This window comes from Tardiphaga sp. 866_E4_N1_4 (assembly GCF_052076075.1).
Lineage (GTDB): Bacteria > Pseudomonadota > Alphaproteobacteria > Rhizobiales > Xanthobacteraceae > Tardiphaga > Tardiphaga robiniae.
In genome coordinates, this window is record NZ_CP197242.1 from 767,882 (window position 1) to 794,712 (window position 26,831).

The 26,831-nt window shown below is 62.7% G+C and carries 17 protein-coding genes; 4 read left to right on the forward strand and 13 right to left on the reverse strand.

The features are described 5' to 3' along the window. Nucleotides 1–31: 31 nt before the first annotated feature. From AB8B20_RS03910 to AB8B20_RS03920, 3 genes are all read right to left on the reverse strand, one after another. Nucleotides 32–3,154: an efflux RND transporter permease subunit gene (locus AB8B20_RS03910; protein WP_439071749.1), complete on the reverse strand. Its 3,123-nt coding sequence runs from the start codon at nucleotides 3,152–3,154 to the stop codon at nucleotides 32–34. Between the two features lie 62 nt (nucleotides 3,155–3,216). Beyond that, nucleotides 3,217–4,605, reverse strand: coding sequence for an efflux RND transporter periplasmic adaptor subunit (locus AB8B20_RS03915; RefSeq protein ID WP_439071750.1), 1,389 nt, complete (start codon nucleotides 4,603–4,605; stop codon nucleotides 3,217–3,219). Further along, complete coding sequence (locus tag AB8B20_RS03920) at nucleotides 4,595–6,040, reverse strand: efflux transporter outer membrane subunit (protein ID WP_175368993.1); 1,446 nt, start codon at nucleotides 6,038–6,040, stop codon at nucleotides 4,595–4,597. The genes AB8B20_RS03915 and AB8B20_RS03920 overlap by 11 nt, the downstream gene beginning before the upstream one ends. A gap of 368 nt (nucleotides 6,041–6,408) precedes the next feature. Here AB8B20_RS03920 and AB8B20_RS03925 point away from each other — a divergent pair, with 368 nt between their 5' ends. From AB8B20_RS03925 to AB8B20_RS03935, 3 genes are all read left to right on the forward strand, one after another. Then, complete coding sequence (locus tag AB8B20_RS03925; RefSeq protein WP_184516712.1) at nucleotides 6,409–6,630, forward strand: hypothetical protein; 222 nt, start codon at nucleotides 6,409–6,411, stop codon at nucleotides 6,628–6,630. 128 nt (nucleotides 6,631–6,758) lie between these two features. Next, entirely contained in the window at nucleotides 6,759–7,988 is a 1,230-nt protein-coding gene (locus AB8B20_RS03930) for an SAM-dependent methyltransferase (protein ID WP_093758543.1), read from the forward strand. Between the two features lie 125 nt (nucleotides 7,989–8,113). Further along, complete coding sequence (locus AB8B20_RS03935; RefSeq protein ID WP_309949045.1) at nucleotides 8,114–9,154, forward strand: cysteine synthase A; 1,041 nt, start codon at nucleotides 8,114–8,116, stop codon at nucleotides 9,152–9,154. A 9-nt stretch (nucleotides 9,155–9,163) separates the two neighbouring features. Here the strand turns inward: AB8B20_RS03935 and AB8B20_RS03940 are convergent, their stop codons facing one another. The 4 genes from AB8B20_RS03940 to AB8B20_RS03955 are packed head-to-tail and all read right to left on the reverse strand — an operon-like array spanning nucleotide 9,164 to nucleotide 13,676. Continuing rightward, a complete protein-coding gene (locus AB8B20_RS03940; protein WP_120289657.1) occupies nucleotides 9,164–9,910 on the reverse strand; it encodes an amino acid ABC transporter ATP-binding protein in 747 nt (248 codons plus the stop codon). 6 nt (nucleotides 9,911–9,916) lie between these two features. After that, the gene (locus AB8B20_RS03945) at nucleotides 9,917–11,437 is read right to left on the reverse strand and encodes an amino acid ABC transporter permease (RefSeq protein ID WP_439071751.1); all 1,521 of its coding nucleotides are present in this window, start codon (nucleotides 11,435–11,437) and stop codon (nucleotides 9,917–9,919) included. Then, nucleotides 11,434–12,645, reverse strand: a complete 1,212-nt coding sequence (locus tag AB8B20_RS03950) for an amino acid ABC transporter permease (protein WP_184516721.1) — start codon at nucleotides 12,643–12,645, stop codon at nucleotides 11,434–11,436. The genes AB8B20_RS03945 and AB8B20_RS03950 overlap by 4 nt, the downstream gene beginning before the upstream one ends. A 14-nt stretch (nucleotides 12,646–12,659) precedes the next feature. Next, nucleotides 12,660–13,676 carry an amino acid ABC transporter substrate-binding protein gene (locus AB8B20_RS03955; RefSeq protein ID WP_439071752.1) on the reverse strand — a complete coding sequence of 339 codons (1,017 nt, stop codon included), beginning with the start codon at nucleotides 13,674–13,676 and terminating at the stop codon, nucleotides 12,660–12,662. A 336-nt stretch (nucleotides 13,677–14,012) separates the two neighbouring features. Between AB8B20_RS03955 and metC the strand changes: the two genes are divergently transcribed. Beyond that, nucleotides 14,013–15,209: a cystathionine beta-lyase gene (gene metC, locus AB8B20_RS03960; protein WP_439071753.1), complete on the forward strand. Its 1,197-nt coding sequence runs from the start codon at nucleotides 14,013–14,015 to the stop codon at nucleotides 15,207–15,209. A 26-nt stretch (nucleotides 15,210–15,235) separates the two neighbouring features. Here metC and AB8B20_RS03965 read toward each other — a convergent pair whose 3' ends face one another. From AB8B20_RS03965 to AB8B20_RS03990, 6 genes are read right to left on the reverse strand one after another with little or no spacing between them, the layout of a single operon-like run. Then, nucleotides 15,236–15,574 (reverse strand): lipid-A-disaccharide synthase N-terminal domain-containing protein, encoded by a 339-nt coding sequence (locus AB8B20_RS03965; protein ID WP_089264280.1) that lies wholly within the window; start codon nucleotides 15,572–15,574, stop codon nucleotides 15,236–15,238. Continuing rightward, complete coding sequence (locus AB8B20_RS03970; RefSeq protein WP_120289651.1) at nucleotides 15,575–16,330, reverse strand: glycosyltransferase family 2 protein; 756 nt, start codon at nucleotides 16,328–16,330, stop codon at nucleotides 15,575–15,577. A 56-nt stretch (nucleotides 16,331–16,386) separates the two neighbouring features. Beyond that, a complete protein-coding gene (locus AB8B20_RS03975; protein WP_439071754.1) occupies nucleotides 16,387–17,229 on the reverse strand; it encodes a phosphatase PAP2 family protein in 843 nt (280 codons plus the stop codon). Beyond that, the gene (locus AB8B20_RS03980; RefSeq protein WP_439071755.1) at nucleotides 17,229–18,971 is read right to left on the reverse strand and encodes an ArnT family glycosyltransferase; all 1,743 of its coding nucleotides are present in this window, start codon (nucleotides 18,969–18,971) and stop codon (nucleotides 17,229–17,231) included. The genes AB8B20_RS03975 and AB8B20_RS03980 overlap by 1 nt, the downstream gene beginning before the upstream one ends. A 50-nt stretch (nucleotides 18,972–19,021) precedes the next feature. Continuing rightward, the gene (gene pbpC, locus AB8B20_RS03985; RefSeq protein WP_439071756.1) at nucleotides 19,022–21,229 is read right to left on the reverse strand and encodes a penicillin-binding protein 1C; all 2,208 of its coding nucleotides are present in this window, start codon (nucleotides 21,227–21,229) and stop codon (nucleotides 19,022–19,024) included. Further along, a complete protein-coding gene (locus AB8B20_RS03990) occupies nucleotides 21,226–26,445 on the reverse strand; it encodes an alpha-2-macroglobulin family protein (RefSeq protein ID WP_439071757.1) in 5,220 nt (1,739 codons plus the stop codon). The genes pbpC and AB8B20_RS03990 overlap by 4 nt, the downstream gene beginning before the upstream one ends. Between the last annotated feature and the right edge of the window lie 386 nt (nucleotides 26,446–26,831).

Below are 26,831 nucleotides of genomic sequence, written 5' to 3' on the forward strand. Positions count from 1 at the left end.
ATGAATGGCGCTGAGATGGAGATGGAAGCCACTAGGGCGGCCCCCCTGCTCCCGCCGTTCCGGCTGCACCCGCAACGGGCGGTGCACTCTTCTCGAACCGGCGATTGATGCGATCCAGCGCCAGATAGATCACCGGCGTGGTGTAGAGCGTCAGGATCTGGCTGAGCAGCAGACCGCCAATGATCGACACACCGAGCGGGAAGCGCAACTCTGCGCCGGTGCCGCTTTCGATCGCCAGCGGCAATGCGCCGAACAGCGCCGCCAGCGTCGTCATCATGATGGGCCGGAACCGCAGTAGACAGGCTTCGACGATCGCCGCTTCCGGTGCCATGCCGCGATTGCGCTCCGCATCCAGCGCGAAGTCGATCATCATGATCGCGTTCTTCTTGACGATGCCCATCAAGAGGATGATGCCGATCAGGCCAATGACGGACAGGTCCTGTCCGGTCAGCATCAGGGCCAGGATCGCACCGACGCCAGCCGATGGCAGCGTCGAGAGAATCGTGATCGGATGAATGTAGCTCTCATAGAGCACACCGAGCACAATATAGATCGTCACCAGCGCCGCGAGGATCAGCCAGGGCTGCCCTGACAGCGACTTGGAGAATTCCGCAGCATCGCCGGAGAACATCCCAACAATGCTGGTCGGCATGCCGATCCGGGTCTCGATCTTCTTTACTTCGTCGACCGCATCGCCGAGCGCCTCGTTAGGCCCGAGGTTGAAGCTGAGCGAGATCGCGGGGAATTGCGCCTGATGCGAGATCGCCAGTGGCGCCGTGGTACGCGTCAGTGTGGCTACGGCAGACAGCGGCACCTGCGCGCCGGCCACACCGGGCAGATACAGTTTCGACAGCACGTCGGGATCGCGCTGCTGTGACGGCAATGCCTCCAGCACAACGCGGTACTGATTGGCCTGTCCGTAGATGGTCGAAATCTGGCGCTGCGCGAAGGCGTCATTCAGCGTGTCGGTGACGCCCTGCAGATTGACGCCGAGCTGACCGGCGCGCTGCCGGTTGATATCGAGCGAGGCCCGCAATCCGCCTGTCTGGGCTTCCGAGGAGACGTCCCGGAACATCGGATCGCGGCGCAATTCAGCAACCAGTTTCTGCGACCACTCGGTCACCTGCGCCGCATCAGTCCCGGTCAGCGTATATTGATACTGCGAACGGCTCGCCTGCGTGCTGATCTGGATATCCTGCACCGGCTGGAAATACACGGTCATGCCCGGGATCGCCGCGACGCGATCCTTGAGCCGCGCGATCACGGCGTTCATGTCATCCTTGCGCTCGCCGCGCGGCTTCAGGGTCATCACCAGCCGGCCGACATTGGTGGTTGGATTGACCGAGCCGCCGCCGATCACCGAGATGATTCCTGTCACATCCGGATCGGCCTGGATCGCTGCCGCCGCCGCGTTCTGCCGGCTCTGCATCTCCGTGAAGGACACATCGGCGCCAGCCTCCGTCACGGCCGTGATCGAGGCGGTGTCTTGCAGCGGCAAGAAGCCCTTGGGGGCAATGACATAGAGACCCAGCGTTGCAACGATGGTCAGGAACGTGACGACCAGCGTCGCCGGCTGATGCTGCAACACCCACAACAGCGTGCGGTGATAGAATGCCACCATACGGTCGATGAAGCGGCTGACGGCGCCCAAGCCGGGCACCTGCCATTCATCCTTGGTGTGTTTCAGCATCCGCGAGCACATCATCGGCGTCAACGTCAGCGAGACCACGGCGGACATGACTACGGCGATGGTCAGCGTCATCGCGAATTCGCGGAACATGCGGCCTACGAGGCCGGACATGAATAGCAGCGGGATAAACACCGCGATCAGTGACACCGTCAGCGAGATCACCGTGAAGCCGATTTCCTTCGCTCCCGCCAGCGCCGCTTCCATCGGGCTCTCGCCATCATCCATGTGACGGACGATGTTCTCGATCATCACGATGGCGTCGTCGACCACGAAACCGGTGCCGATGGTCAGCGCCATCAGGCTGAGATTGTCGAGGCTGAAGCCGGCAAAATACATCACGCCGAAGGACGTGATCAGCGACAGCGGCAGCGCCACACCGGCAATCAGCGTTGCACGCAGCGACCGCAGGAACAGCAGCACCACCAGCGTCACGAGGATGACGGACAGCACCAGCGTGAATTGCACGTCATGGACCGAGGCGCGAATGGTCACGGTGCGGTCGCTCACGATGGTCAGCTTTACACCGGCCGGCATCGAGCGCTGCACCTTCGGAATTTCCTCGCGTATCTGACGGACGACCTCGATGACATTTGCACCGGGCTGACGCTGGATCTCGATAATGACGGCGGGCGTGCCTTGATACCAACCGCCCGTGCGGTCGTTTTCCAGGCCGTCGACAATCTGGGCGATGTCGCCGATGGTGACAGGGGATCCGTTGCGATAAGCGATAATGATCGGCCGATACTGATCCGCTGCCGCAATCTGGTCGTTCGCGGCAATGGTGTAAGCTTGCTGCGCGCCATCGAGCGAGCCCTTGGGCCCCGATACATTGGCACCGGCAATCGCCGTACGGAGGTCTTCCATCGCGATGCCATAGGCAGCGAGCCGCGCCAGATCCGCCTGCACACGCACCGCCGGCTTCAAGCCGCCAAGCACGGCAACCTTGCCGACACCCGAAATCTGGCTGAGCCGCTGCGCCAGCAATGTGTCGGACAGGTCGCTCATCGATCGCAGCGAGATGGTGTCCGAGGTCAACGCCAATGTCATCACCGGCGCGTCGGCCGGATTGACCTTCGCATAGACCGGCGGGTATGGCAGGTTCTTCGGCAGCACGCCGGCGGCAGCATTGATAGCCGCCTGCACGTCCTGGGTCGCGCCATCGATATCGCGGTTGAGATCGAATTGCAGCGAGATCTGGCTGACGCCGAACGAGCTCGTCGAGGTCATCGATGACAGTGACGGAATCTGTCCGAGCTGACGTTCCAGAGGCGCGGTGATCAGCGACGCTGTCACTTCGGGGCTCGCGCCCGGCAATTGCGTCGAGACCTGCACGGTCGGGAAATCGACCTGCGGCAGCGCCGATACCGGAAGCCCGAAGTAGCCAAGCGCGCCACCGATCAACAACGCGATGCCGAGCAGCGACGTCGCGATGGGCCGGCGGATGAAGGGTTCCGAGACGCTCATGACTGTGCGCTCTCTTGTATCGAAATCATCAACTCAAGCGATCGATCGTGCGAACATCATGGCTACTTCGCTCCCGATGGCGCAGCGCTCGGGCTGGCTGGGGGCGGCGTCTGGCCAATCGGTGCCTGCGGATTGCCCTGGCCACCCGCACCACCTGAATTCTGGCCGCGCTTGCCACGACGCTCGCCAGCATCATTGCCCTTGCCCCCGCCACGCTTGCGGGGTGCCAAGTCGGCGGTCGGCTCCTGATCGTTGGTGCCGACAGACACCTTCGATCCTTCTGCGAGATTGGCAAAACCCGTGGTGACAACACGCTCGGTCGCCGACAGGCCCTTGGCGATGACGGCCGTGGTCTCGTTCTGCTGCGTCACGGTGACCGGCACCGCCTTGACGATGTCGCCCTCCTCGATCACGTAACTGAACGTACCGGCGGGACCGCGTTGTACGGCCGAGGTCGGCACCACCATCGCATCCTTCAGGGTCTCGACTTTCAGCCGCACATTGACGAACTGACCGGGCCAGAGCTGATAATTCGGGTTCGGGAATTCGGCCTTCAGCTTCACGGTGCCCGTGGTGGTATCGACCTGATTGTCGATGCCGGTGAGCGTACCGGTGTCGATGACGGTGACGCCATCATTGCCGAACACGTCGACCATCAGCGTGCCCTTGGTAGCAGCGGCATTGGCGCGGACGATCTGCTGCTGCGGCAGGCTGAACAGCACAGCGATGGGCTGCAGCTGCGTGATCACCACGAGGCCCGTGGTGTCGGAGGCGTGGATGATGTTGCCCTGGTCGACCTGACGCAGGCCGGCACGGCCAGAGAGCGGTGCGATGATCTTGGTGTAGCTCAGCGTCGCGGCAGCATTGTCGATGGCCGCCTGATCGGCATTCACCAGCGCCTCCTGCTGGGCAACGAGAGACTTCTGGGTGTCGGCCTGCTGCTTGGAACCGGCGTTTGACGTTGCAAGCTGCTGGTAGCGGATCAGGTCGAGCCGCGCATTGGCCAGCGTCGCCTCGTCCTGCGCCTTCTTGGCGACAGCCTGATCGTACAGCGCCTTGTAGAGCACCGGGTCAATCTCACCGAGAACATCGCCGGCCTTGACGTCCTGGCCTTCCTTGAAATTGACCTTGATCAGTTTGCCGTCGACCTGCGCGCGCACGGTGACGTTGTTCAAGGCCTTCACCGAGCCGACGCCATCGAGATAGACCGGCACGTCCTGGATCTTCGGCGTCGCCGCGAGCACCGGCACCGTCATCATGTCCGGCCGGAAACCGCCGCGATTGGCGGTCTGACGCTGCTGGAAGGCGTTCCAGCCGATATAGCCGAGCCCGCCGAGGATCAGCAGCGTCACGGCGATCGACACCGTGCGTCGGCGCGCCTTGCCGGCGACCTTGGCGACACCATCGCCCGTCGCTTTCGCGGCCTCTTTCAACTCCGGCTTAAAGAGCATTGACCGGTCTTTCCATTTTCGGCTCCCAGCCGCCCCCCAGCGCCTGATAGAGGCTGATGATCGCCTGCAGTCGCGCCAGTTGCGCCTGCGACAGGACATCTTCCGCCTGGAACAGCGTCAGCTGGGTGTTTAGCACAGTTACGATGTCAGCGGTTCCGGCGCGCAATTGCTGCTCGGACAGCTCGAAGGCCCGCCGGGACGCCCGGACCACCTCACGCTGCAGCCGCAGCCGCTCGGTGGTCTGGCGAATCGCGACCAGCGCGTTGTCCACGTCGGCAAAGGACTGCACGACCGTCTTGCGATAGGTCTGCAGGAGCTCGTCCTGCCGTGCCTGGGTCAGCTCGAAATTGCCCTGGATGCGCCCGCCATCGAAGATCGGCTGTGTCAGGCCCCCGACGAGGCTGAAGAAGGCGGCATTGGGTTGGAACAGCGAGGCCAGCGCTGCGCTCTGATAACCGCCCGAGCCGGTCAACTGGATACTCGGAAAGAACTGCGCCCGGGCGCTGCCGACATTGGCCGTGGCCGAGGCCAATTGCGCCTCCTGCCGGCGGATATCCGGCCGCTGGGTTAACAGCTCTGACGGCAGGCCGGGCGTGACGCGCGGGGCTGCGATATTGTTCAGCGACCCGCCGGCCACGCGCACGCTTTCAGGGGGGCGGGACACTAGCGTCGCGAGCGCATTGACGTTCTGCGCCAGCGTGGTCCGCAGCGGCGGCACCGCAGCGCGCTGATTGGCCAGCACGCTTTCCTGCTGCGCGACATCGAGATCGGTGCCGGTGCCGGCACTGAAGCGCTGTTTGATCGCATCAAGGATACGCTGCGCGCTGGCGATGTTGCGCTCCGCTGTGCGAATGCGGTCCTGCGAGGTCAGCACCTGGAAATAGGCATTGGCGACAGCCGCCATAGTGGTTAGCGCCACCACGTCGCGGTCAAAGCGATTGGCCGTCGAGGTTTCTTCCGCAGCCAGCGCCGCGTCGCGGTTCTTGCCCCAGAAGTCGATCTCATAGCTGGCCGAGAGCGAGGCAGAATAGGTCACCACCTCGCGGCCGCCATTGGTTAGGCCGCTAGAGCTTGAGCCCGAGGTCCGCGAATAGGTCTCCTGCCCGCCGCCGCTCACGCTGGGCAGCAGCGCTGCGCCGGTGATTCGTGCCTGCGCATCGGCCTGCATGATTCGCGATGTTGCCGCAGCGATATCGAGGTTGACCGTCTGGGCCTCCTCCATCAGCTGCGTCAGTTCCCTGGAGCGAAAGCCGCGCCACCAGTCCAGTGTCGGCGTGGCGCCGTTCGGATTGGCCAGCCGTGCCGCCTTATAGCCCTCGGGAATATCGAGGGCCGGATCAGGCAGATCCTTGGTCAAAATGCAGCCTGCCGAACTGGCAGCAACGGCAAAGGCGACGACCGAACGCCCAATCTTTTTCGCGAACACGAGATTCACCGCACGAACATCCGGACAAGGCTCCGCCGCGCGCGCTTTGCGCCGAGATTCGGGGCGTTGGAGTATGCAGCCTGAGACACGTTCACCGGGTGATGCTGGTCAATGAAGCGAGCCCGCATTCTAGCGGCCCAATCATCCTGCGGACAGTGTTCTTACGTATCGCAACGTGCAAGCGACACGAATGCTGGATGCCCGCAAATGAGTGGATTTGCACAGATTCTCCCGATTTTGTGGGGTTTTTTGGTCCCTCACAGAAGCGCCGGCAGGTCAGGCTTACGAAGATTTCATGTGTTCATTTGTTGCTGACATCCGGATTGCGTTCACCTGCGCCGTCGGCGCCATTTTGAAAACCGCTGGGGATGCCAACCGTGACCTGGATGAACCGTTTGCAGGGCATTGCCGACGATGACGCCAGGGCGCTCGCGGCGCGAAAGCGCCTCGACCAGATTCAGGGCGAGCACCGCACCAGGTTCTGCGACGCATGGACTGGTTATTGGATCAAGGGTGCATACGCCTGGTGTCGCGTGAAGCAAGCCATGCGAGAAATACCGGCTTGGCGAGCAAACAAAGCCGCGCTTATACTCCCGTAAAATCGCCCGCGCGTTGATCGGATTTTGCAACGCACAAGGGCGGTCCTGTCCGACAAAAGAACGGCGGCCACATCTATCCATGCGACTTGAATGCGAACACAGAACCACGAACTCCCCTGGATCTGCGCATGTCTGACTTGATCGTTCTCACTCCGGAAAATGTCGACAAGGCGCTGCCCGATCTGCCGCGCATCGTCCGGCTGGCATTGGGCTTCGGCTCACGTCTGCGCCGCGGTACACTTGATGTGACACTCCCCGATGGCCGGCGTGTCCGCCTCGGCGGCATGGAACCTGGTCCCGCCGCAGAGATGACGATCACCAGCTATGCGTTCGCGTCGCGTCTTGTGAATGGCGGCGATATCGGCATCGCGGAAGCCTATCTACACCGCGAATGGGACACGCCGGATCTCACGCAATTCCTTTATCTGTTCTGCGTCAATCACGATCTCATTCAGGTGATGCTCGGCAACAATCCGCTGATGCGCTTCGTGCAGATCGTTCGTCACTGGTTCAATCGCAACACCAAGCGGCAAGCTCGCAAGAACATCTACGCGCACTACGACATCGGCAACGCGTTCTATTCTGCGTGGCTCGATCCGAGCATGACCTATTCGTCCGCGATTTTCGAAGACGGTACGCAGGATCTCACGGCCGCGCAAAACAACAAATATCGCCGGCTTGCAGAAGCAATCGATCTGAAGCCCGGCCAGAAGGTGTTGGAGATCGGCTGCGGCTGGGGTGGCTTTGCCGAATATGCCGCGAAAAACTACGGCGCGCATGTCACCGGTCTCACCATCTCGACCGAGCAGCGCGATTTCGCACGTAAGCGGATGCAGGACGCGGGCCTTGGCGACAAGGTCGAGATCAAGTTTCAGGACTATCGCGACGAACGTGGACAGTATGACCGCATCGCTTCGATCGAGATGATCGAGGCCGTCGGCGAACAGTTCTGGCCGCAGTATTTCTCACAATTGCGCGACCGGCTGCTGCCCGGCGGATTGATCGGTATCCAGGCCATCACGATCCAAGACAAGTTCTTCCAGACCTATCGGCGCGAGGTCGACTTCATTCAGCGCTACGTCTTTCCCGGCGGCATGCTGCCGTCGCCGGAAATCCTGAAATCCCTCGGGGCCAGATACGGCGTTCCTGTCATCAAGGAACGCATATTCGGACTGGATTATGCTAAGACGCTGGCGACCTGGAGAGATAGTTTCCGCGCGGCCTGGCCAAGCCTGACGCCGCTCGGTTTCGACGACCGGTTCCGGCGGCTCTGGGAATACTACCTGGCCTATTGCGAGGCCGGTTTCCTGTCGGGGAATATCGACGTTCGCCAGGTCGTATTCGCAAAAGCCCCATAGTCCGCGCTCTGGACTTTCCGCACTGCGGCACCAGATCTTGAGGCCAGACCCTTCCCTTGTCTGGCCCGGCGGCCTCCACTAGGGTCGCCGCGAGATCGACAACCCGAGCGAAGAATTTCAGCACCATGACCTTCAACAAAGACGTCGTCGAGGCGATCGGCAACACGCCTCTGATCAAGCTGAAGCGCGCATCCGAACTGACCGGCTGCACCATTCTCGGCAAGGCCGAATTCATGAATCCCGGCCAGTCGGTGAAGGACCGCGCGGGCAAATGGATGATCCTTGAAGCCGAGAAGCGCGGCGATCTGAAGCCCGGCGGTCTCATTGTCGAGTCGACTGCGGGCAATACCGGTATCGGTCTCGCCGTGGTGGCGAGCGCGCGCGGCTATCGCACGCTGATCGTGATCCCGGAGACGCAGAGCCAGGAAAAGAAAGATATGCTGCGGCTCAACGGCGCCGAGCTGATCGAAGTGCCCGCGCTGCCGTTCGCCAATCCGAACAACTATCAACATGTCGGACGACGGCTCGCAGATCAGCTGCGCAAGACCGAACCGAACGGCGTTCTGTTTGCCGACCAGTGGAACAATCTCGACAATGCCAAAGCCCATTATGAATCGACGGGCCCCGAGATCTGGGAGCAGACTGCCGGCAAGGTGGACGGCTTCATTTCGGCAGTCGGTACCGGCGGCACGCTAGCCGGCACGACCCGCTACCTGAAGGAAAAGAACAACAACATTGTTACGGCCTGCGCCGATCCAAATGGCTTTGCGATGTATAACTGGTTCAAGCATGGCGAAGCCAAGTCCACGCCCGGCGATTCCATCACGGAAGGCATCGGGATTGGCCGCGTGACGCCGGTCATCGAGACCGCGAAGGTCGATACCGCCTTCTTGATCCCTGACGAGGAAGCCGTCGCCGTCATCTACGACCTGCTCCAGCACGAAGGCCTCTGTCTCGGCGGCTCGACCGGAATTAACATCGCCGGCGCGATCCGTCTCGCGAAGGACTTGGGCCCAGGCAAGACCATCGTCACCCTTCTCTGCGACTCCGGCGGCCGCTATCAGTCGAAGCTGTTCAATCCCGACTTCATGCGCAGCAAGAACCTGCCGGTGCCGGCATGGCTGGAGACGAAGAACAATATCTCGGTGCCGTTCGAGAAAGTCTGAGGCAAAGCCTCAGCGGAGAATCTGGCTCAGAAACAGCTTCGTCCGCGCATGCTGCGGATTGGCGAAGAACTTGTCCGGTGTATTCGCCTCGATGATTTGCCCGGCATCCATGAATACGACGCGGCTGGCGACTTCCCTGGCAAAGCCCATCTCGTGCGTGACCACAAGCATGGTCATGCCCTCGCCGGCAAGATCGACCATGGTGTCGAGCACTTCCTTGACCATTTCCGGGTCCAGCGCCGATGTCGGCTCGTCGAACAGCATCACCTTCGGCGTCATCGTCAGCGCCCGGGCGATCGCCACACGCTGCTGCTGGCCGCCGGAGAGCTGACCGGGATAGGCATTGGCCTTGTCTGGAATGCGCACCCGCTCCAGATACTTCATCGCCGCAGCATCGGCGTCCTTCTTCGGCATATGCCGTACCCAGATCGGCGCCAACGTGCAGTTCTCAAGCACCGTCAGATGCGGAAACAGGTTGAAGCTCTGGAACACCATCCCGACATCACGCCTGATATCGTCGACGCGGCGCAGGTTGGGACCGAGTTCGATGCCGTCGACCGTGATGCGGCCTTCCTGAAACTCCTCCAGCGCATTGATGCAGCGGATCAGCGTCGATTTGCCCGAGCCCGACGGCCCGCAGATCACGATGCGCTCGCTGCGGCCGACCGCAAGATCGATGTCGCGCAGCACGTGGAAATCGCCGAACCATTTGTTGAGGCCGGCAACCGAGACGATGGGATTCACGGATACGGACATGTCACCTCAACTCCGTCGATGCACATTGAGCCGGTGCTCGACGAATAGCGAATAGCGCGAGATGCCGAAGCACATCACGAAATACATGATGCCGGTAAAGGCAAAACCGGTGAACAAGGTCGTCGGCGTCGACCAGTTCGGATCTGCGAACGCCGCGCGGAGTTGGCCGAGCAAATCGAACAGCGCCACGATCGACACCAGTGACGTATCCTTCAAAAGCGCGATGAAGCTATTGACGAGGCCGGGAATAACATGGCGCAGCGCCTGCGGCATCACCACCAGACGCGTGGTCTTCCACCAGGACAGGCCTAGCGCACTTGCCGCCTCCGCCTGACCGCGCGGGATCGCCTGCAACCCGCCGCGGATCACCTCGGCATTATAGGCACCAGCGAATAGCGCTATGCCGATCAGCGCGCGCACCAGCCCATCAACAGTGAAATTGCCCGGCAGGAACAGCGGCAGCATATAGGTCGCAAAGAACAATACGGTGATCAGCGGCACGCCGCGCCAGAATTCGATGAAGGCAATCGAGAACAGCCGGATCAACGGAATGGTCGAGCGTCGGCCAAGTGCCAGCGCGATGCCAACCGGCATCGACGTGACGATGCCTGTGATCGACACCACCAGCGTCACCAGCAATCCGCCCCAGAGCCGCGTATCGACGATCGGCAATCCGCCACGATCAAGCCGCAGCAGGGCGATGACGACGGCGATGCCAGCGAAGACGGAGATACTGTTGGCCAGCGCACGCCAGCCGCTGCGGAAGTGGCCGTTCAACAAGAACATAAGCAGCGAGACAATGATGGCGGTTGTCGTCAGTTCGAACCAGACAGGTTTGCCATGATTGACGCCTTCGTTGCGTAACCACTCAAACGGCAGCGCGACGAGTTGCAGGCCGTCGCCGAATGCTACGACGCCGTCGCCTATCAGCGTAAGCGGATAACCGATGACAGCAATATCGGACAGAAGGCCGATGCCCCTGAGCCGGCGACCGACATCCGTGATGTGGACCGCGACGGTCGACAGAAAATCCGTGGCCCAACTGATTCCGAAGCCATTGATGCCACCGCCATACAGCAGGAAGAACGCCACGACAGGGAAGGCAAGGAAGAACAGTCCGGCATTCACGCTCTTCGCGGGCAGACGCGGGATCAGCAGCGGCAACAGCAATAGCGCGCCCAGCAGGAAAGTGAGATTGACGCGCCAGCGTTCCGACTCAGGATAAAAGCCGTAGATAAACTGCGTGAACTTGGCCTGCACGAACGGCCAGCAGGCGCCAACGGCGTGGCCAACGTTTTCCGGCAGGCACGCTGTGCGGTCTTGCCCCTGCCAGACGGCCTCGATCAGCAGGAATTTGACCGTGGGGGCAATGGTGAACCACAGCAGCAACAGGCTGATGACAGTCAGCAGAATATTGGTCGGTGAATTCAGCAGCCGTGTCTGCACAAAGCCGACGAAACCCGTGCTGCGCACCGGAGCGGCGCGCTCTGCAACCAGTTCTCTTGCAACGAAGCTGGTATCGCTCATGCGCCCATGCTCCGCGAGATCCGCCAGCCATAGACGCTCATGAGCGCGCTCGTGACCAGCGAGATCACGAGATAGACCGCCATGGTGATGGCGATGATCTCGATGGCCTGCCCGGTCTGGCTCATGGTCGTCCCGGCAAAGACCGAGACCAGATCGGGATAGCCGATGGCAACAGCCAGCGACGAATTCTTGGTGAGGTTGAGATACTGGTTGGTCAGCGGTGGCAGGATCACGCGCATCGCCTGCGGCACCACGATCAGTCGGAGCGTTGCACCCCGGCTAAGTCCAAGCGATGCGCCCGCTTCGGCCTGTCCCTTATGCACCGACTGGACGCCTGCGCGCACGATCTCGGCGATGAAGGCGGCGGTGTAGGTCGAGAGCGCTAGTGTCAGCGCGACGAATTCCGGCAGCACACGCAGGCCGCCTGAGAAATTGAAGCCTCTCAGTACCGGATACTCGAATGTCACGGGCTTGCCGAGCACGAGCACCGTCAGCAACGGCAAACCGATCAGCAAGCCCAAGGTGATCGGCCAGACCGCTATTACACGCCCCTTGGCGAAGAGCTGCTGTCGCGCATAAACGCGCAACACCAGCGCGGCGATGATCGCAACGATCACAGCGACCGCGAACGCCGTAAAAGCCTCCGTCCCGATCGGCTTCGGCAATCCAAAGCCGCGATTGCTGAGAAAGAAACTGTCCAGCAACGAGATACTCTGCCGCGGCTGCGGCAGTGTGGCGAGCACGGCGAGATACCAGAAGAGGATCTGGAACAGCAGCGGCAGGTTACGGATCAGTTCGACATAGCCGCCTGCGATCCGCGCCAGCAGCCAGTTCGGCGACATCCGGCCGAGGCCGACGATGAATCCGATGATGGTCGCAAAGAATATGCCGATCAGCGACACGACGAGTGTGTTGACGAGGCCGACGAAAAACACCTGCAGATAGGTGTCCGATTCCGAATACGGGATCAGCGCCTGACTGACCGCAAAGCCCGCGGTATTTGATAGGAATCCGAAGCCGGATGCGATCTTCTGCGCGGCCAGGTTGGAGCGTGCATTCTCGACGATCTCATAGCCGATCCAGACAAGGGCTGCGACGAACACGACCTGGAGCACAAAGCCGCTCCAGCCCGCCTGCCCGCCCAGCACACGTCGCAGTTTTGCAACGAGTTGCAGCGGCGGTTTTCTGGCTTCGGTCGATGTCGCCACGGGCGATGATGCGCTCAGCGGATCGGCGGTGCGTATTGGATGCCGCCCTTGTTCCAGAGCTGGTTCAGTCCGCGCGAGATCCCGAGCTTCGAGCCTGCGCCGACATTACGGTCGAACACCTCACCGTAATTGCCCGTCGCCTTGATGATGCGCGCGAACCAGTCCTTGGTGAGGCCCAGCGTTTCACCGAGATTGCCGTCGGTGCCGAAGATGCGCTTCAGCTCTGGCTTGTCGGATTTCGCCTGGTCATCAACGTTCTTCTGGGTAATCCCGAGCTCTTCGGCATTGACCATCGCGAACAGCGTCCAGCGCACCACATCGAGCCACTGATCATCGCCATGACGCACCAATGGGCCAAGCGGCTCCTTGGAAATCACCTCAGGGAGCACGGCATGATCTGCAGGCACTGTGAGCTTCAGGCGTTCTGCATAAAGTTGCGAGAGATCAGCCGTGAAGACGTCGCAGCGGCCCGACTCATAGGCTTTGATAGTCTCGTCGGCGGTCGAGAACGCGATCACTTCATACTTCATGTTGTTGCCCTTGAAATAGTCGGCAACATTCTGTTCGTTGGTGGTGCCGGTCTGCAGGCAGATCGAGGCGCTATTCAGCTCAAGTGCCGAATTCACCTTGAGCGCCTTGCGGACCAGAAAACCCTGGCCGTCATAGTAGTTGATACCGGCGAAGTTCACGCCAAGCGACGTATCGCGCGACAGGGTCCAGGTCGTATTGCGCGACAGCACGTCGATCTCGCCGGACTGCAAGGCAGTAAAGCGATCCTTCGCCGAGAGCGGCACATATTTCACCTTGGTAGCATCGTTGAAGATCGCCGCCGCGATGCCGCGGCACAGGTCGACGTCGAAGCCCACCCAGTTGCCCTTGTCATCCGGCGCCGAGAAACCCGGCAAGCCCTGGGTGACGCCGCAGGACAGCATGCCGCGGTCCTTCACGGTCTTGAGCGTCTGCGCAGATGCGCCTTGCGCGGTCAGACTGGCGGCAAGAGCGAGAAAGAACATCAAGGTTGCGCGTTTCATGTAAGGCCTCTTTGGGGACGTCAGGACGCTCGGTCGACGCAAAGAATTGAATGACGAGCCTACGGATCAGTTCCATAGCCGTGAATGGCCCGACCGGAAAGGCGAACGACAGCAGAGACGATCTAAAAAGACCGTACGAATCAGCAGGAAATCGCAGATTTCGCGGTAGGCCCCTCAACGTGCCGCGGGGGATCGCGAGGTCCGCAACAGAGAACGATCAGCCAGCCGGGTCAAGGGGTTGACGGCCATCCGCCGTGTCCTCTTAGTGACGGAACCAGCCATTCGGCAACCCAGGTGCCAATGGCCTTGCAACACCTGCAGACCGGCGGCCCCATTATGACAGCTTCGAACGATAATCACGGCACCACCTCGCTCGACACGGACACCGTGATCGTCACCGCCGGCCGCGACACCAAATCGCAGCGGGGCTTCGTCAATCCACCGGTCGTGCGCGGCTCCACGGTGCTGTATCCGACCGCCGACGACCTCCACGCGCATCGCGGCGAGTTTCAGTATGGCCGCCACGGCACGCCGACCACCAAGGCATTGCAGGAAGCGCTGATGGCACTGGAAGGCCCGAAATGTGCCGGCGTGGGGCTCGTGCCATCGGGCCTCGCCGCGATCTCGACCGCCCTGCTATCGGTGCTCAAGGCCGGCGATCATCTCCTCGTCAGCGACAGCGCCTATCGGCCGACACGCAATTTCTGCAACGGCATGCTGGCACGCTACGGCATCGAGACCACCTATTTCGATCCGCTGATCGGCGCCGGCATTGAAGCGCTGTTCAAATCGAATACCCGCGCCGTCCTGGTCGAAGCACCGGGCTCACAATCCTTCGAAATGCCGGATGTGCCTCTCATTGCCGGCATTGCGCATGCGCGCGGCGCGCTGGTGCTCGACGACAACACCTGGGCCACGCCGCTCTATCATCGCTCGCTCGAACAGGGCGTCGATATCAGTATCCAGGCGGCGACCAAATATATCGGCGGCCACTCGGACATCATGTTCGGCACCATCTCCGCCAATGACGCAGCGTGGCCGCTGATCAGCGAAGGCATCAGGCTGCTCGGGACATGTGCCGGTCCGGACGACGTCTTCCTCGCGCTGCGCGGACTACGCACTATGTCGGTGCGCCTCGCGCATCATCAGCGCTCGGCGCTGGAGATGGCCCGGTGGCTGGAGACCCGCCCCGAAGTGCTGAAGGTGCTGCATCCCGCTTTGCCCAGCCATCCAGGCCACGCCATCTGGAAGCGCGACTTTACAGGCGCATCCGGCCTGTTCAGCATCATCCTGAAGCCGTCGCCGCAAAAGGCCGTCGATGCCCTGCTCGACACCGTCGAGCTGTTCGGCATGGGCTATTCCTGGGGTGGCTTCGAGAGCCTCGTGATCCCGTTCGACTGCTCGGATTATCGCAGCGCGACGACATGGGCGCCCGGCGGTCCGGCGCTGCGGTTTCATATCGGCCTGGAAAGCGTGGATGATCTGAAGGCCGATCTGGAGCGCGGCTTGGCGGCGTTCAACGCGGCGCTTTGATCGGCGAGGACGCCAGACGAAGACGCTCAGCTCTCGAGCGTCTTCGATCCGCTGCCGCGGTTCTTGATGATCAGCATGATGTTACGGACATAGATCACCGTGGCGAAGGCCTGGCCGAGGATGATCACCGGCTCGCGCTTCGCGATGCCGTAGATCAGCGTCATGAAGCCGCCGGCCATGGAGAAGAACCAGAAGGCCATTGGCACCACGCTCTGTCCGGCGCGTTCGCTGGAAATCCACTGCACGAGAAAGCGCGCGGTAAACAGCAGTTGCGCGATCAAACCAAAGGCGAGCCAGAAATCGAACTTCGCGACGAATACGTCGTAGATATAGTCGCCAAGCGCCTGACCGTATTGAATCAGCATTTATTTGAACTCGGTTGCGACCGGCGTCGTACGCTTGCGGCGGATCAGCCACCAGACGCCAGCGAGATCCATGATGCCGATCCAGAGCCGATCGAAAAAACCATAATTGGACACACCGGAATGGCGCGGCCGATCGGTGACATCGACATAGGCGATGTCGAAGCCCTCACGACGCACCAGCGCCGGGAGGAAGCGATGCAGACCATCGAAATAAGGCATCGACAAGAACACATCACGGCGGAACGCCTTCAGACCGCAGCCGGTATCACGGGTACCGTCCTTGAGGATCGCATTGCGGACGGCATTGGCGATCTTCGATTGGGCTTTCTTGAAGCCGGTATCCTTGCGGCCAACGCGCTGCCCGGCGGCGAGACCAACACGGCCGCCGCCATCCTGAATGGCCAAAATCAGGTTGGGCAGGAATGCCGGATTGTTCTGGCCATCGCCGTCCAGCGTGGCCACGATGGCGCCGCGGGCGTTGCGCACGCCGGTTCGCACGGCGGCCGACTGGCCCGATGACGCAGCGTGGTCGATGCGGCGCAGGTTGGCGCGCGTTTGCATCAACTCGGCGAGCCGTGCTGGCGTCGCGTCGGTGGAGCCGTCATTGACGTAGATGATCTCATAGGGCCAGCGGCCGTCGAGCGCGGCGGTGATCTCGGCGATCAAAGGCGCGACATTGTCCTGCTCGTTGCGCACGGGCACGACAATGGAGACGTCGACGGGGGCAGCTTCGGGAGCGGACAAATCGGAGCTCATGGTTGGAGGGCGGTCCTGCGGGAACTTGTCGCAGCTGGCCCGGCGAAGACCGCTTATTATGGGGCCGCGGTCCCGCGGGCAACCCTTTTGAGATGGCCTGCGGACGGCCCTGGCAGCGGGTCGATCGTGCCGTCCTGGTGGATGGTGAAAGCCAGATGCCGGGCCGCAAACCAGTATCGCACCGTCATGGCGCCAATCCAGCCGACCAGCCCGCCGCCGACCACGTCACTGGCATGATGCGCCAGCAGGACGAGCCGACTGGCACAGATGGCGACGGCGTAGACGATCATCACCGTGCGCAGCCGCGGCCAAAGCGCGGCGACCGCGAAAGCCAATGCGAAACTCGTGGTCGCATGACCCGACGGGAAACTGGCATAGGCTGGCGTCCAGGCGAAATGCGAAAAGTGAAAGGGGTCTGCCGCGCCACTGACGAAAGGTCGGCCACGGCCGAGCATGCCTTTGATGATTTCAGCCACGAAGACCGACAGCGCGACCGACAGGAAGATGTACTGAATGCGCGTGCCGAAGCTGACAAGTACGGCACGCGACGTGCCGTGTCGCAGCGGCGCCAGCACCGCCAGAACGATCATAAACGCGAACAACGCCAGCAGGACATATTCGTCCTTGCCGAAGTCAGTGAAGATACGCAGCGGCCACAGGCCAGCCGTGCCCCGCGCCGGCATCAGTCCGATCTCGGTGGCATCGACGATGAACATCAGCGCGATGATGATCACGGCTGTCACGGCGCCAAGCGCCAGCGAACGGCGCGCCCAATAACGAGCAGCTTCGGCACGCCGCGAATGCGACGGTGCGCGGACAAGCTGTGCGAATGACTGCCAGACAAGCGCAACGAGTTGCGACAGATAGGTCTGTGGTTGCGATTTGTCCGGGGCTACCATTACTCGGTCCCTTCGGAGCGATAGATCGCCACCGAAATCGCTTTGCCCTGCGAGAAGTTATAGCCGTCGATGCGGGTTGCCATGTTGTAGCGCAGGCCGATGGCCTCGGCGCGCATCGCGAACTGGCGTTCTGAACGCAATTCGACAAGCGCGAAACGACAGCTGCCCTGCCCGAGGAAATCCGCCGCGCCGGCACCATCAGTGAGTTGTGTGGATGTGCCGGTCATGAACACCAGGCTCGGCTCGTGATATCCCGCTGCGGCAGCCTTGGGACCGACGCAGACCACGTTACGCAGCGCGCGTGCGATCTGCACGCTTGGAAACAGCGGTCGGAGCGACGGCAGCAGCACGCCATAAAAGGCGGCGCTCATGAACAGTGAGGCCACAACCGCATTCAGCAACGAGCGTTCTGCGCGGGCGTTATCATACAGCCACCAGGCAAACAGGCCGAAGACCAGTGCTGCGGCGGCAAATGGCCAAGCCAGAAACACCGGATGGCGGACGATCGCGACGGCACCGATCTCGGCGACCACAGCAGTTAGTGCCGGGATCGCGAACCACCAGGCCGCGCCGCGCGCCAGCCAATTGCGCGCCAGTACCTGGCGTTCAAGCGCACCGATGACGAGGATGGCGATCGCAGGATAGAGCGGCAGCACGTAATGCGGCAGCTTGGTCATCACGACTTCGAACACGATCCAGGATGGGATCAGCCAGGCCAGCAGATATTGTGCGCCAGGCTCGCGTCGCGCGCGCCAGATCGCCGGCGTGGCCATACCGGCCAGCGGTGCCCCGGGCCAGAAGGTAATCCAGAACAGCAGGAAATACATGCCCGGAGGCGCGCCGTGGGATTCTTGTGCAGCCAGTTTGCTCAGCATGTCGCCACCGAGCGAATTGGAGAAGAACGCTTGCCCCGACTTCAGGAAGATCGCGACGAACCACGGCAGCACCAGCAACAGCATCCAGACGACGCCGACCAGCGGCCGTAATCGCCACAGCCATGCGACCGAGCGATCCATGATCGCCAGCGCAATGATCGTCAGCCCGACGAACATCAGGATCAGCGGGCCCTTGACCAGAATGCTGATCGCTATGGCCGTCCAGAACACCGCCGGCTCCTGCCAGCGCGACTTGTCGGCCTCCTCGCCGCGCTGCCACGCCAGGTAAATTCGCGCCATCGCGCCCATCACGGCAATGACCGTCAGCAGCAGCATGGCGTCGGTCTTGGCGAGCCGGGCCTCGACGTTGAGCAAGACCGAACTGCACATGATCAACGCAGCCAGCACGGCGCCGCGCCGCGCCAGGAAGGCCAGCGCGGTCCAATAGGTCAGCAGCACTGCACCAATGGCGCCGATCAGCGATGGCACCCGATAGAGCCAGATGCGGACTTCGGCGTTCTGCAGCCCGAGCGCATCGGCGATCTCGACCACGGACGCCTGCATCCAGTAGATGCCGACCGGCTTCTTGTAGCGGACCTCGTCCTGGAACCGGATGTCGACGAAATCGCCGGTCTCGACCATCTGCTTGGTCGCCTGCGCAAAACGCGCTTCGTCGCGGTCAATCGGCGGGATGGTGAAGAAGCCCGGCAGGAAGAACAGGAACCCGCAAATGGTCAGGAACGCGACCGCGCGGGCATGGCCGGAGCTGACGAAATCAAGCACGCGCACCAGTCTGCTGCCCGGATCGACACGGGTTTTCGGCTCGCGCGGGGCGCCAAATCGGGGTCTTGGATAGGTCTCGGCCATGCCTGTCGCATACGCTGAAACCGCCGACCGGACAACCAGTTAGCCCGTGCTTATTGAATTCTGACCACAACTGTGTCTGCTGTGCCCATGGCGTCCATGACCGTCAGCCGGACGAAACCCGGACCAGGCGGATCGACCAGCCGCTGGCGCCGGCTGTCGAGTTCCCCGGCGGCCATGCCGTTGACCAGAACGGTCATGGGCAGCACCCCGCCGGCCACCTTGACCGGTACGGCCGAAAGCTGCCCCTCGCCGCCACTGGCATCGATCCGGGAACCGTTCAGCGGGAACTGGATGTGCAGGGCCTGATCGCTGCCGGTACGGATCAACTCGCCGACCGGGCGGAACCGGCGCAGCGGCAGCGGCAATTTTGCATTACTGGCCATCAGCACGCCCTTGGGCGCCTTCGGCAACGAAGCCGGCAGCTTGCCGGTCCGGGCAAAGGCATCGAACAGGATCGGAGCTGCCGCCGTACGACCGACCAGGCCGGGCACCGGCGCGCCATCGGGCCGGCCGACCCAGACGCCGATGGTCATGCGTCCGTCGAAACCGACCGACCAAGCGTCGCGATAGCCGTAGCTGGTGCCGGTCTTGAAGGCGATCCGGTTATGCGCGGCATTCTCCGGCGGCGGCGTGCCGATCAGGACATTGCCGACCTGCCAGGCTGCGACCGGATCCATCAGCCGCAAGGGCTCGCGATCGTCGCCGCCATTGGCCTGCATGATCTCCCGGAGCGGCTTCGAACTGCCGAGCCGCGCCACGCCCGTATAGAGCTGGACGAGGTCTTGCAGCGTAATACCGACGCCGCCGAGGCCCATGGCCAGACCGGGAGCCTCGCCGGGCGGCAGCACCAGATTGCCACCCGCCTGCTTGAGCCGTGACGACAGCCGCGATGCGCCGACACGATCGAGCAGTGCGATAGCCGGGACGTTCAGCGAGAGCTGCAGCGCCTTGCGCACCGGCACGGTGCCCTGAAAGCTCATGTCGAAATTCTCCGGCGCGTAACTGCCGAAGCGGACGGGCCGATCCTCGATCAGGCTTTCCGGATGCACGAAGCCGTCTTCGAAAGCGAGGCCGTAGATGAACGGCTTCAACGTTGAGCCGGGGGAGCGCACCGCGCGGGTCATATCGACCTGCCCGGCGCGGCGATCGTCGAAATAATCGGGCGAGCCGACATGGGCGAGCACGTCGCCACTCTCGTTGTCGACTGCGATCAGACCGATGGAGATATTGTTGCCCAGTGCCGCCGCGCGGTCATGCGCGAGGCCTTCAAGCGCACGCTGGATCCCGGCATCGAGCGCCAGCTTGATGATGGGGCGATCCCTGTGCAGCGACATCGCCTGATCCGCGGAATGCGGCGCCAGGATCGGCATCGGCTTGCGCAGCTTCGGCACGCTGACGGATTTTGCCTGCATGGCATCGGCAGCCGACACCCTGCCCTCGCCGACCATACGTTCGAGCACGCGGTCGCGCGCCACGCGGGCATTGCCGGGATGGCGATCAAGCCGGCGGTGTTCCGGCGATTGCGGCAGCGCTACGAGCAATGCAGATTCCGCCAGCGACAGCCGTTTGGGCTCCTTGCCGAAATAGGCGATCGACGCGGCGCGAAGACCTTCGAGATTGCCGCCGAACGGCGCCAGCGCCAGATAGAGATCGAGGATCTGATCCTTGCTCATCTGCCGCTCGATCTGCAGCGCACGGACGGCTTGTCTGATCTTCGCCGATATCGAGCGTTGCTGCCGTGGTTCGATCAGCCGCGCAAGTTGCATCGTGATGGTCGAACCGCCCGACACGATCTCGCCGCGGGTGACGAGCTGCAGCGCGGCGCGGCCGAGCGCCAGCGGATCGACGCCATGATGGCTGTAGAAGCGCTTGTCCTCATAGCCGAGCAGTATGTTGAGATAACCGGGATCGACGGACGTCCTCGCGTCGACCGGAAGCCGCCAGCGTCCGTCGGTCATGGCATAGGCGCGCAGGAGCTTGACGTTGCGATCGATAACGGTGGTGGAGATTTTGCGGGCCTGGTCGAGCGGCAAAGGGCCGAGGGAGGCCACCCACGCGGCGGTCGCTGCACCAGTCAGGACCGCAACTACGGTGGCAGCGGCGACAGCCTTTCGGATAAGCCACCAGCCTCTCCTCACGTCGTGGCCGGGCTTGTCCCGGCCATCCACGTCTTGCCCACGATCCACACAAGAATACATGAATCCCCGGGACAAGCCCGGGGATGACGGAGTGTGTGGTGTGGACGTCACTTCGTTCATTTCGCCTTCGCGACCTCGACACTGCCCGTCCCCGTCCGCCCGTAGCGCGACGGGTTATACATGTCCTCCACATAGGCCTGCGGCAGCACGTACTTTCCGGGCGACACTGCGCGAACGATGTAAGCGACGGTGAACACCGCCTTGTCGTCGCTCTTCCGGTCGATCGCCGCTGTGAAGCGGTCATCGCGGAATTCGGTGTTCTCAGGTTCTTCGCCATCCTCGATCCAATCCAGCGTGCCGCTGTCGCCCGACGACACCAGATGCGGATTGTCGATCTCGAAACCAGCCGGCAGATAGTCGGCCACCATGATGTGCCCGTATTCCGGCTTGGCCTCGGTGATCTTCAGCACCACGGCAAAGCGATCGTTCTGCTTGGCCTTGGTGACGTCGGCAGGCTTGCCGTCGAGCGTGAAGTAATTGCGCTCGATCTTGAAGCCGTTGGATGCCGCCGGCTCTGGCGTGATCGGCGAACCGGACACCGAGACGACCGCCTGCACTGGCGTATCGCCAGTGTTGGTGATCTTGATCGGTTGCCCGGACATCTCCGCCGCCTTGTAGCTGCGATAGAGAGCGGTCTTCACAGCCGAGCCGTTGACGTCGAGCGCCAGCGTGTTGGCTTCCTTGGCCAGCGCACGCGACGCCAGCACCAGCCACGCATTCTCCTGCGTGGAGGTGAACGGCGTCAGGCCGCGCGCGGCTTCAACACGCTGGACGGCCTGCGTCAGCGTTGCCCGCGGAGCATTGCCTTCGCTGGCCAGCGATACCAGCGCCGCCGCGTCGCGGAGCGCCGAGCCATAATCGACGCGGCCGAACTCGATGATCGGCTTCGGCGCGAGGCTCTCAACCGCTGCCGCGTAGACGCGTTCTGCACGGGCACGGTCACCGACCAGCGCCAGTGCCGCCGCCAGCTGCGACTTGGCGATGGGCGTCGCCAGGTTCTTCAGTTTGGTGTCGGCGAGATAGCGCAGATCGCCGATCGGCGCAGTGCCGTTCTTGGCCAGCACATAGAGGCCGTAAGCGAGATCGCGACCGCCGTCCTTCTCCGGTTCGTCAGCATTGACGACCGAATTGCGCACGCGGTCCAGCGCGGCACGGAACAGCACGTCCGGCACCACAAACCCCTTCTCGCGAGCGCGGGTCAGGAAGTCCGTGACATAAGCATCGAGCCAGGCATCGTCACCGCCCGCCGACCACAGGCCGAACGAGCCGTTCGAGCCCTGACGCGCCAGCAGTCTGTCGATCGAGTCCTTGATGCGCTGATCGACACCGGTATCCATCGCCAGATGCGCGCCGGCCGCGAGATCGTTCACATAGAGCAGCGGCATTGCGCGGCTGGTGATCTGCTCGGAGCAGCCGTAGGGATAGCGATCCAGCGCCTTCAGGATGGTCGCTGCATCGAGCGCTGTGGACAGGCTGACCGACAGCGAGACGCCGCCGGTGCCCGATACGAGATCGGAGAACATGTCCGATGTCAGCGTCAGGCTCTCGCCCTTGGCGAGCGTGCGGATCGAGCGCCGCGCCAAGACTTGCGTCGCCGCCTTAACGTCCAGCACATAGTGCCGTGCCAGTGTCAGCCCGTTCGGTCCCTTGATATCGACATCGAGCTGGGCCGTGCCGGCACCGGATGCATCGATGGCCAGTGCCATCGAGGTCCGCTGTTTGGCGGCGAGCTTGATCGTCGTGGCCGGATTACCGGTCAACTTGACGGGGCCGGAGGTCTTCACGGCAATGGTGTAATCGCCCGGTGCGCCTTCGACATTGTCGAGATCGAAGCTCATGGTGCCCTTGTCACCGGACAGCAGGAACCGCGGCAGCGTCGCCGTCAGGACTACGGGATCGCGCACCGTGACGTCCACGGTGGCGCGGCCGAGTTTGGTCGCGGTCCAGGCCACGGCCATCACGCGCGCGGTGCCGGCGAACTCCGGAATCTCGAACTCGATCTGCGCAGTGCCGTCGGCGGCCACGGTGACGATGCCGGAATACAGCGCCATCGGTTTCTGCGTGGGCGGCGAACCCTCGATCTGCGCCCCGGCACTATCGCCACCAGTGCGCAACTGGCCGCGTGTGCCCTGCATCCCGTCGATCAGCTGCCCATAGATGTCGCGAATTTCCGACGTCATGCGGCGCTGGCCGAGATAGTAATCGTCCGGCGCAGGCGGCTTGTAATTGGTCAGGTTGAGAATACCGACATCGACCGCGGCAACGACGATCTTGGCGTCCTCACCGGGATTGAGCCCGCCGAGTTTCACCGGCAGCTTCAGCGTCGTGCTAGGCCGGATCAGCGCCGGCGGCGACAGTGCGACGTCGAGCGTGCGTGCTTTTTTGTCGATACCGAACCACTTCAACCCGATGGCACGGCCGGGCATCCGCTTGGCGGCGGCATCGAGAGGTCGGCGCAGCGTGGCCACCACATAGGCGCCTGTGCCCCAGTCCTTGCCGACCGGGATCTTGATCTGCGACTGGCCTTCCTTGACGGCGATGCTCTGGGTGGTCAGCAGGCGGTCGCCCAGCACATTGATGGTCAGCAGGCCGGCGGTGCGGGCATTGACCGAAACGATCATGGTGTCGCCCGACAGATATTCCGGCTTGTCGATGGAGGTCTCCAGCAGGTCCGGCGTATCGGCGCTGCCGTCGGAATACCAGCCGACATCGAACTGCACCGAGGTGATCGGACCGTCGGCTTCGTTCGATTTCACGTCGAGCCGATAGCGGCCGGGCTGCGGCTGCAGCGAGATACGGGCCGGAGCATTGGCGGCAACGGTGAGATCGCCATCGGCAACGCGCTTGGTCGATTTGACCGGTTCATAGTCCCAGGACGAATTCTGCCGATACCACTGGTAGCGGGATTCCATCTTGAGCAATTCATAACGCAGGCCGCTGCGCGCCAGCGAGGTTCCCTCCGGCGACACGACCACGACGTCGAAAGCGGCGCTGTCCCCCTCGGCCACGTTCTTGTCCTTGAACAGCGGCTTCACGCCGATCATCGGCGCGCTGGGCGCAACCGGCAGTACGAACTTGCGCTCGACGGCACGGCCGCCGGCTTCGGTCATGCGGATGAAGATCTGCGCCTCCTGCGGCCGCGTCGAGGACGGCGGCTTGGCGAGGCTGACCGGGAACGTCGCGACACCATTGGCATCGGCCTCCGGCAGGCCTTCGATCGGCGTCCGCTCATTGTTGGCGCTTTCCTCGTCGGTAACGCCGAACTGGTAGCCAGCGAATCCTGGGCGGTTCGCGGCAGGGCTGACAAGCAGATCGCCTTCTAGCTGCAGGCCCGACGCGGGCGCGCCATAGAGGAAACGACCATCGACTTTAAGTTCTACAGGAGCATCAGCTTTGATTAGCTTGTCCTTGGAAGATATATCGAATTCAATCCGATCCGGGACGTAATCCTCGACCATGAAAGTGGTTTCGCCGACCGACGGCGCCTTCGGATCGGTGAAGGCACGAACGCGCCAGGTGCCCGTTGGAACCGCCGAATTCAGTGGCAGCGTCAGGCTGCGACCGCCTGCGCCCTGATCAGGCAGGACGGTGCGGCGGAACTCGACGCCATCGGGGCGCTCGACCACGAGAGTCATTGGGCCCGAGGTCACGGCATTGCCCTGCCCGTCGCGCAACAGCGCGGTGAGATAGACCGTCTCGCCGGAGCGATAAACGCCGCGCTCGGCATAGACGAAGGCATCGGCACCGGCAGGAACCGCGCGGCCGGAGACGCCACGATCACTGAGATCGAAGGCGTTCGATTTGAGACTCAGGAACGCATAGTCGTTCTTGTCTGATGTCACCGTCAGTAGTGCCGGCGACAGACCGCCCTCGCCCTTGGCGAGCCCCGCCTCGAACAGCACATGGCCGGAGTCGTCGGTCTTCCTGGTCGCAAGAATCTCGTTGTTGCGCGCGACCAACCGGACGTCGGCCTTGGCCATCGGATCGGTCGAAGCGAGCGAATTGACGAACACGTGGATGCCGTCATTGCCCGAGAAAGCCGTGAGACCAAGATCCGACACGATGAACCACTGGGTCGCCAGCGAGCCGTCGTCATCGCCACCGCCCGAGCCCGGCCCCTTGGCCGCCGCGGTCATCACATAGACGCCTGGCTGCAGCTCGCCGATGGCCTGATCGACGGGGAATGCCGTGGTGACGTCGGCATTGAGCGTCGACGCCGTGGCCAGCTCGCCGGTCCAGACCTTCATCCCGCGCTCGTCGCCGAGGCTCTCGAGCTGGTACTTGCTCAGTGCCGTCTGGAAGTCGCTGCCGATGACGGTGTTGATCAGATTGCGGTCGCCGATCCGGAACACATTGACGGTGACCGACTGGGTATTGACCGAGACCACGGGGATGCCCTGCTGGCCGGTGCGCGGCAGCACATAGGCGCGGCCGGTGAAACGCACGAACGGCTTACGGTCGCGCACATAGATGTTGAACTCGGCCGATTTCGGCAGGCTCTCCTTCACCGTCGACGGCAGACCGGCGCGCAGGTTGATGTTGTAGCGCTCGCCATGCTTGAGGCCTTCGACGCAGAGCTGCTTCTCCTCGGAGGTCAGTGCCGGCTTGTCACTGCCGGCGAGCGCCAGGAACGGCGCGAAATCGACCCGCTTGGCGAGTTCTTCCGAGAACTGGAAACAGGCGCGCGGCGAAGCGGAATCCGAGTCCACGGTGTAATCGAGCAACCGGAAGCCGTGATCGTCGCGTAGTTTTTCATACTGGCCGCGGACGTCGGCGACCTCGCGCATCTCGAGCGACAGGCGCAGCGCGTCCAGCGCCGGGCGCCACAGCTTGCGTTCTTCCATGGCCCGGCCGAGCACGGCCAGCGCCTCGGCCTCCTCGCCGGCATTGCCGGCGCGCTGATAGGCGATATAGGCCGCTGTCGCAGCGCGCTCGCGCAGGAAGGTGGTTTCGGACGAGGTTGCCGGGCGGATCTGGAAGATCGTCTTGGCGAGCCGCAGCCAGTTGGCGCTGTCATCGGGCGCAATCGCCACGATCTGACCCAGCGTCTGCAAACCCGCGCGGAAATCGGAGCGTTTGAAGGCCGCGTCCGCGTCGGTGCGCAAAGTTGCCGCGGTCTTGGCGACAGGCCCCGCCTCGCTCTTGATCTGCGCCTCGAGCTTGATCGCGGAATCCGCCAGCTCATCTCGTCGGAAAGCTTTGTCGGCCGCGTGAGCCGAGACGAGGCCGAACGCCAGCGTGGCGCAGACAGTGACGGCGCGAACCAGACCAATCATGGACAACTCCCCTGCACGGACGAATGCCGCCTGGATTCAAATGTGCGTAAAAACGGTGACGGACTCACGGCCAGCTTGTTCGCGAGTCTCTCGACCGGCGCAACGCGAGACACGACGATTGCTGGCAACATCATGTGACGAACCCGGATAACTCAAATCGCAGCCCCACGCGCAAGCCGCGGGCATCATGGCGGCGGGCCCTGCCGAAAGCAAAGCCACGTCACCGCCGATTGGTCGCGCCTGTGTAGGAAACGGTTCGAGCACGCGCCGACGATTTTGGTGACAGTTTTACAACGGGTCATACGCGCACGGACGGACGGCCCGGCCCGCGATCGCCCCCTACGCGTTTTAATCAAACGCGACACGTTAAGACTAAAAGCAGCCTG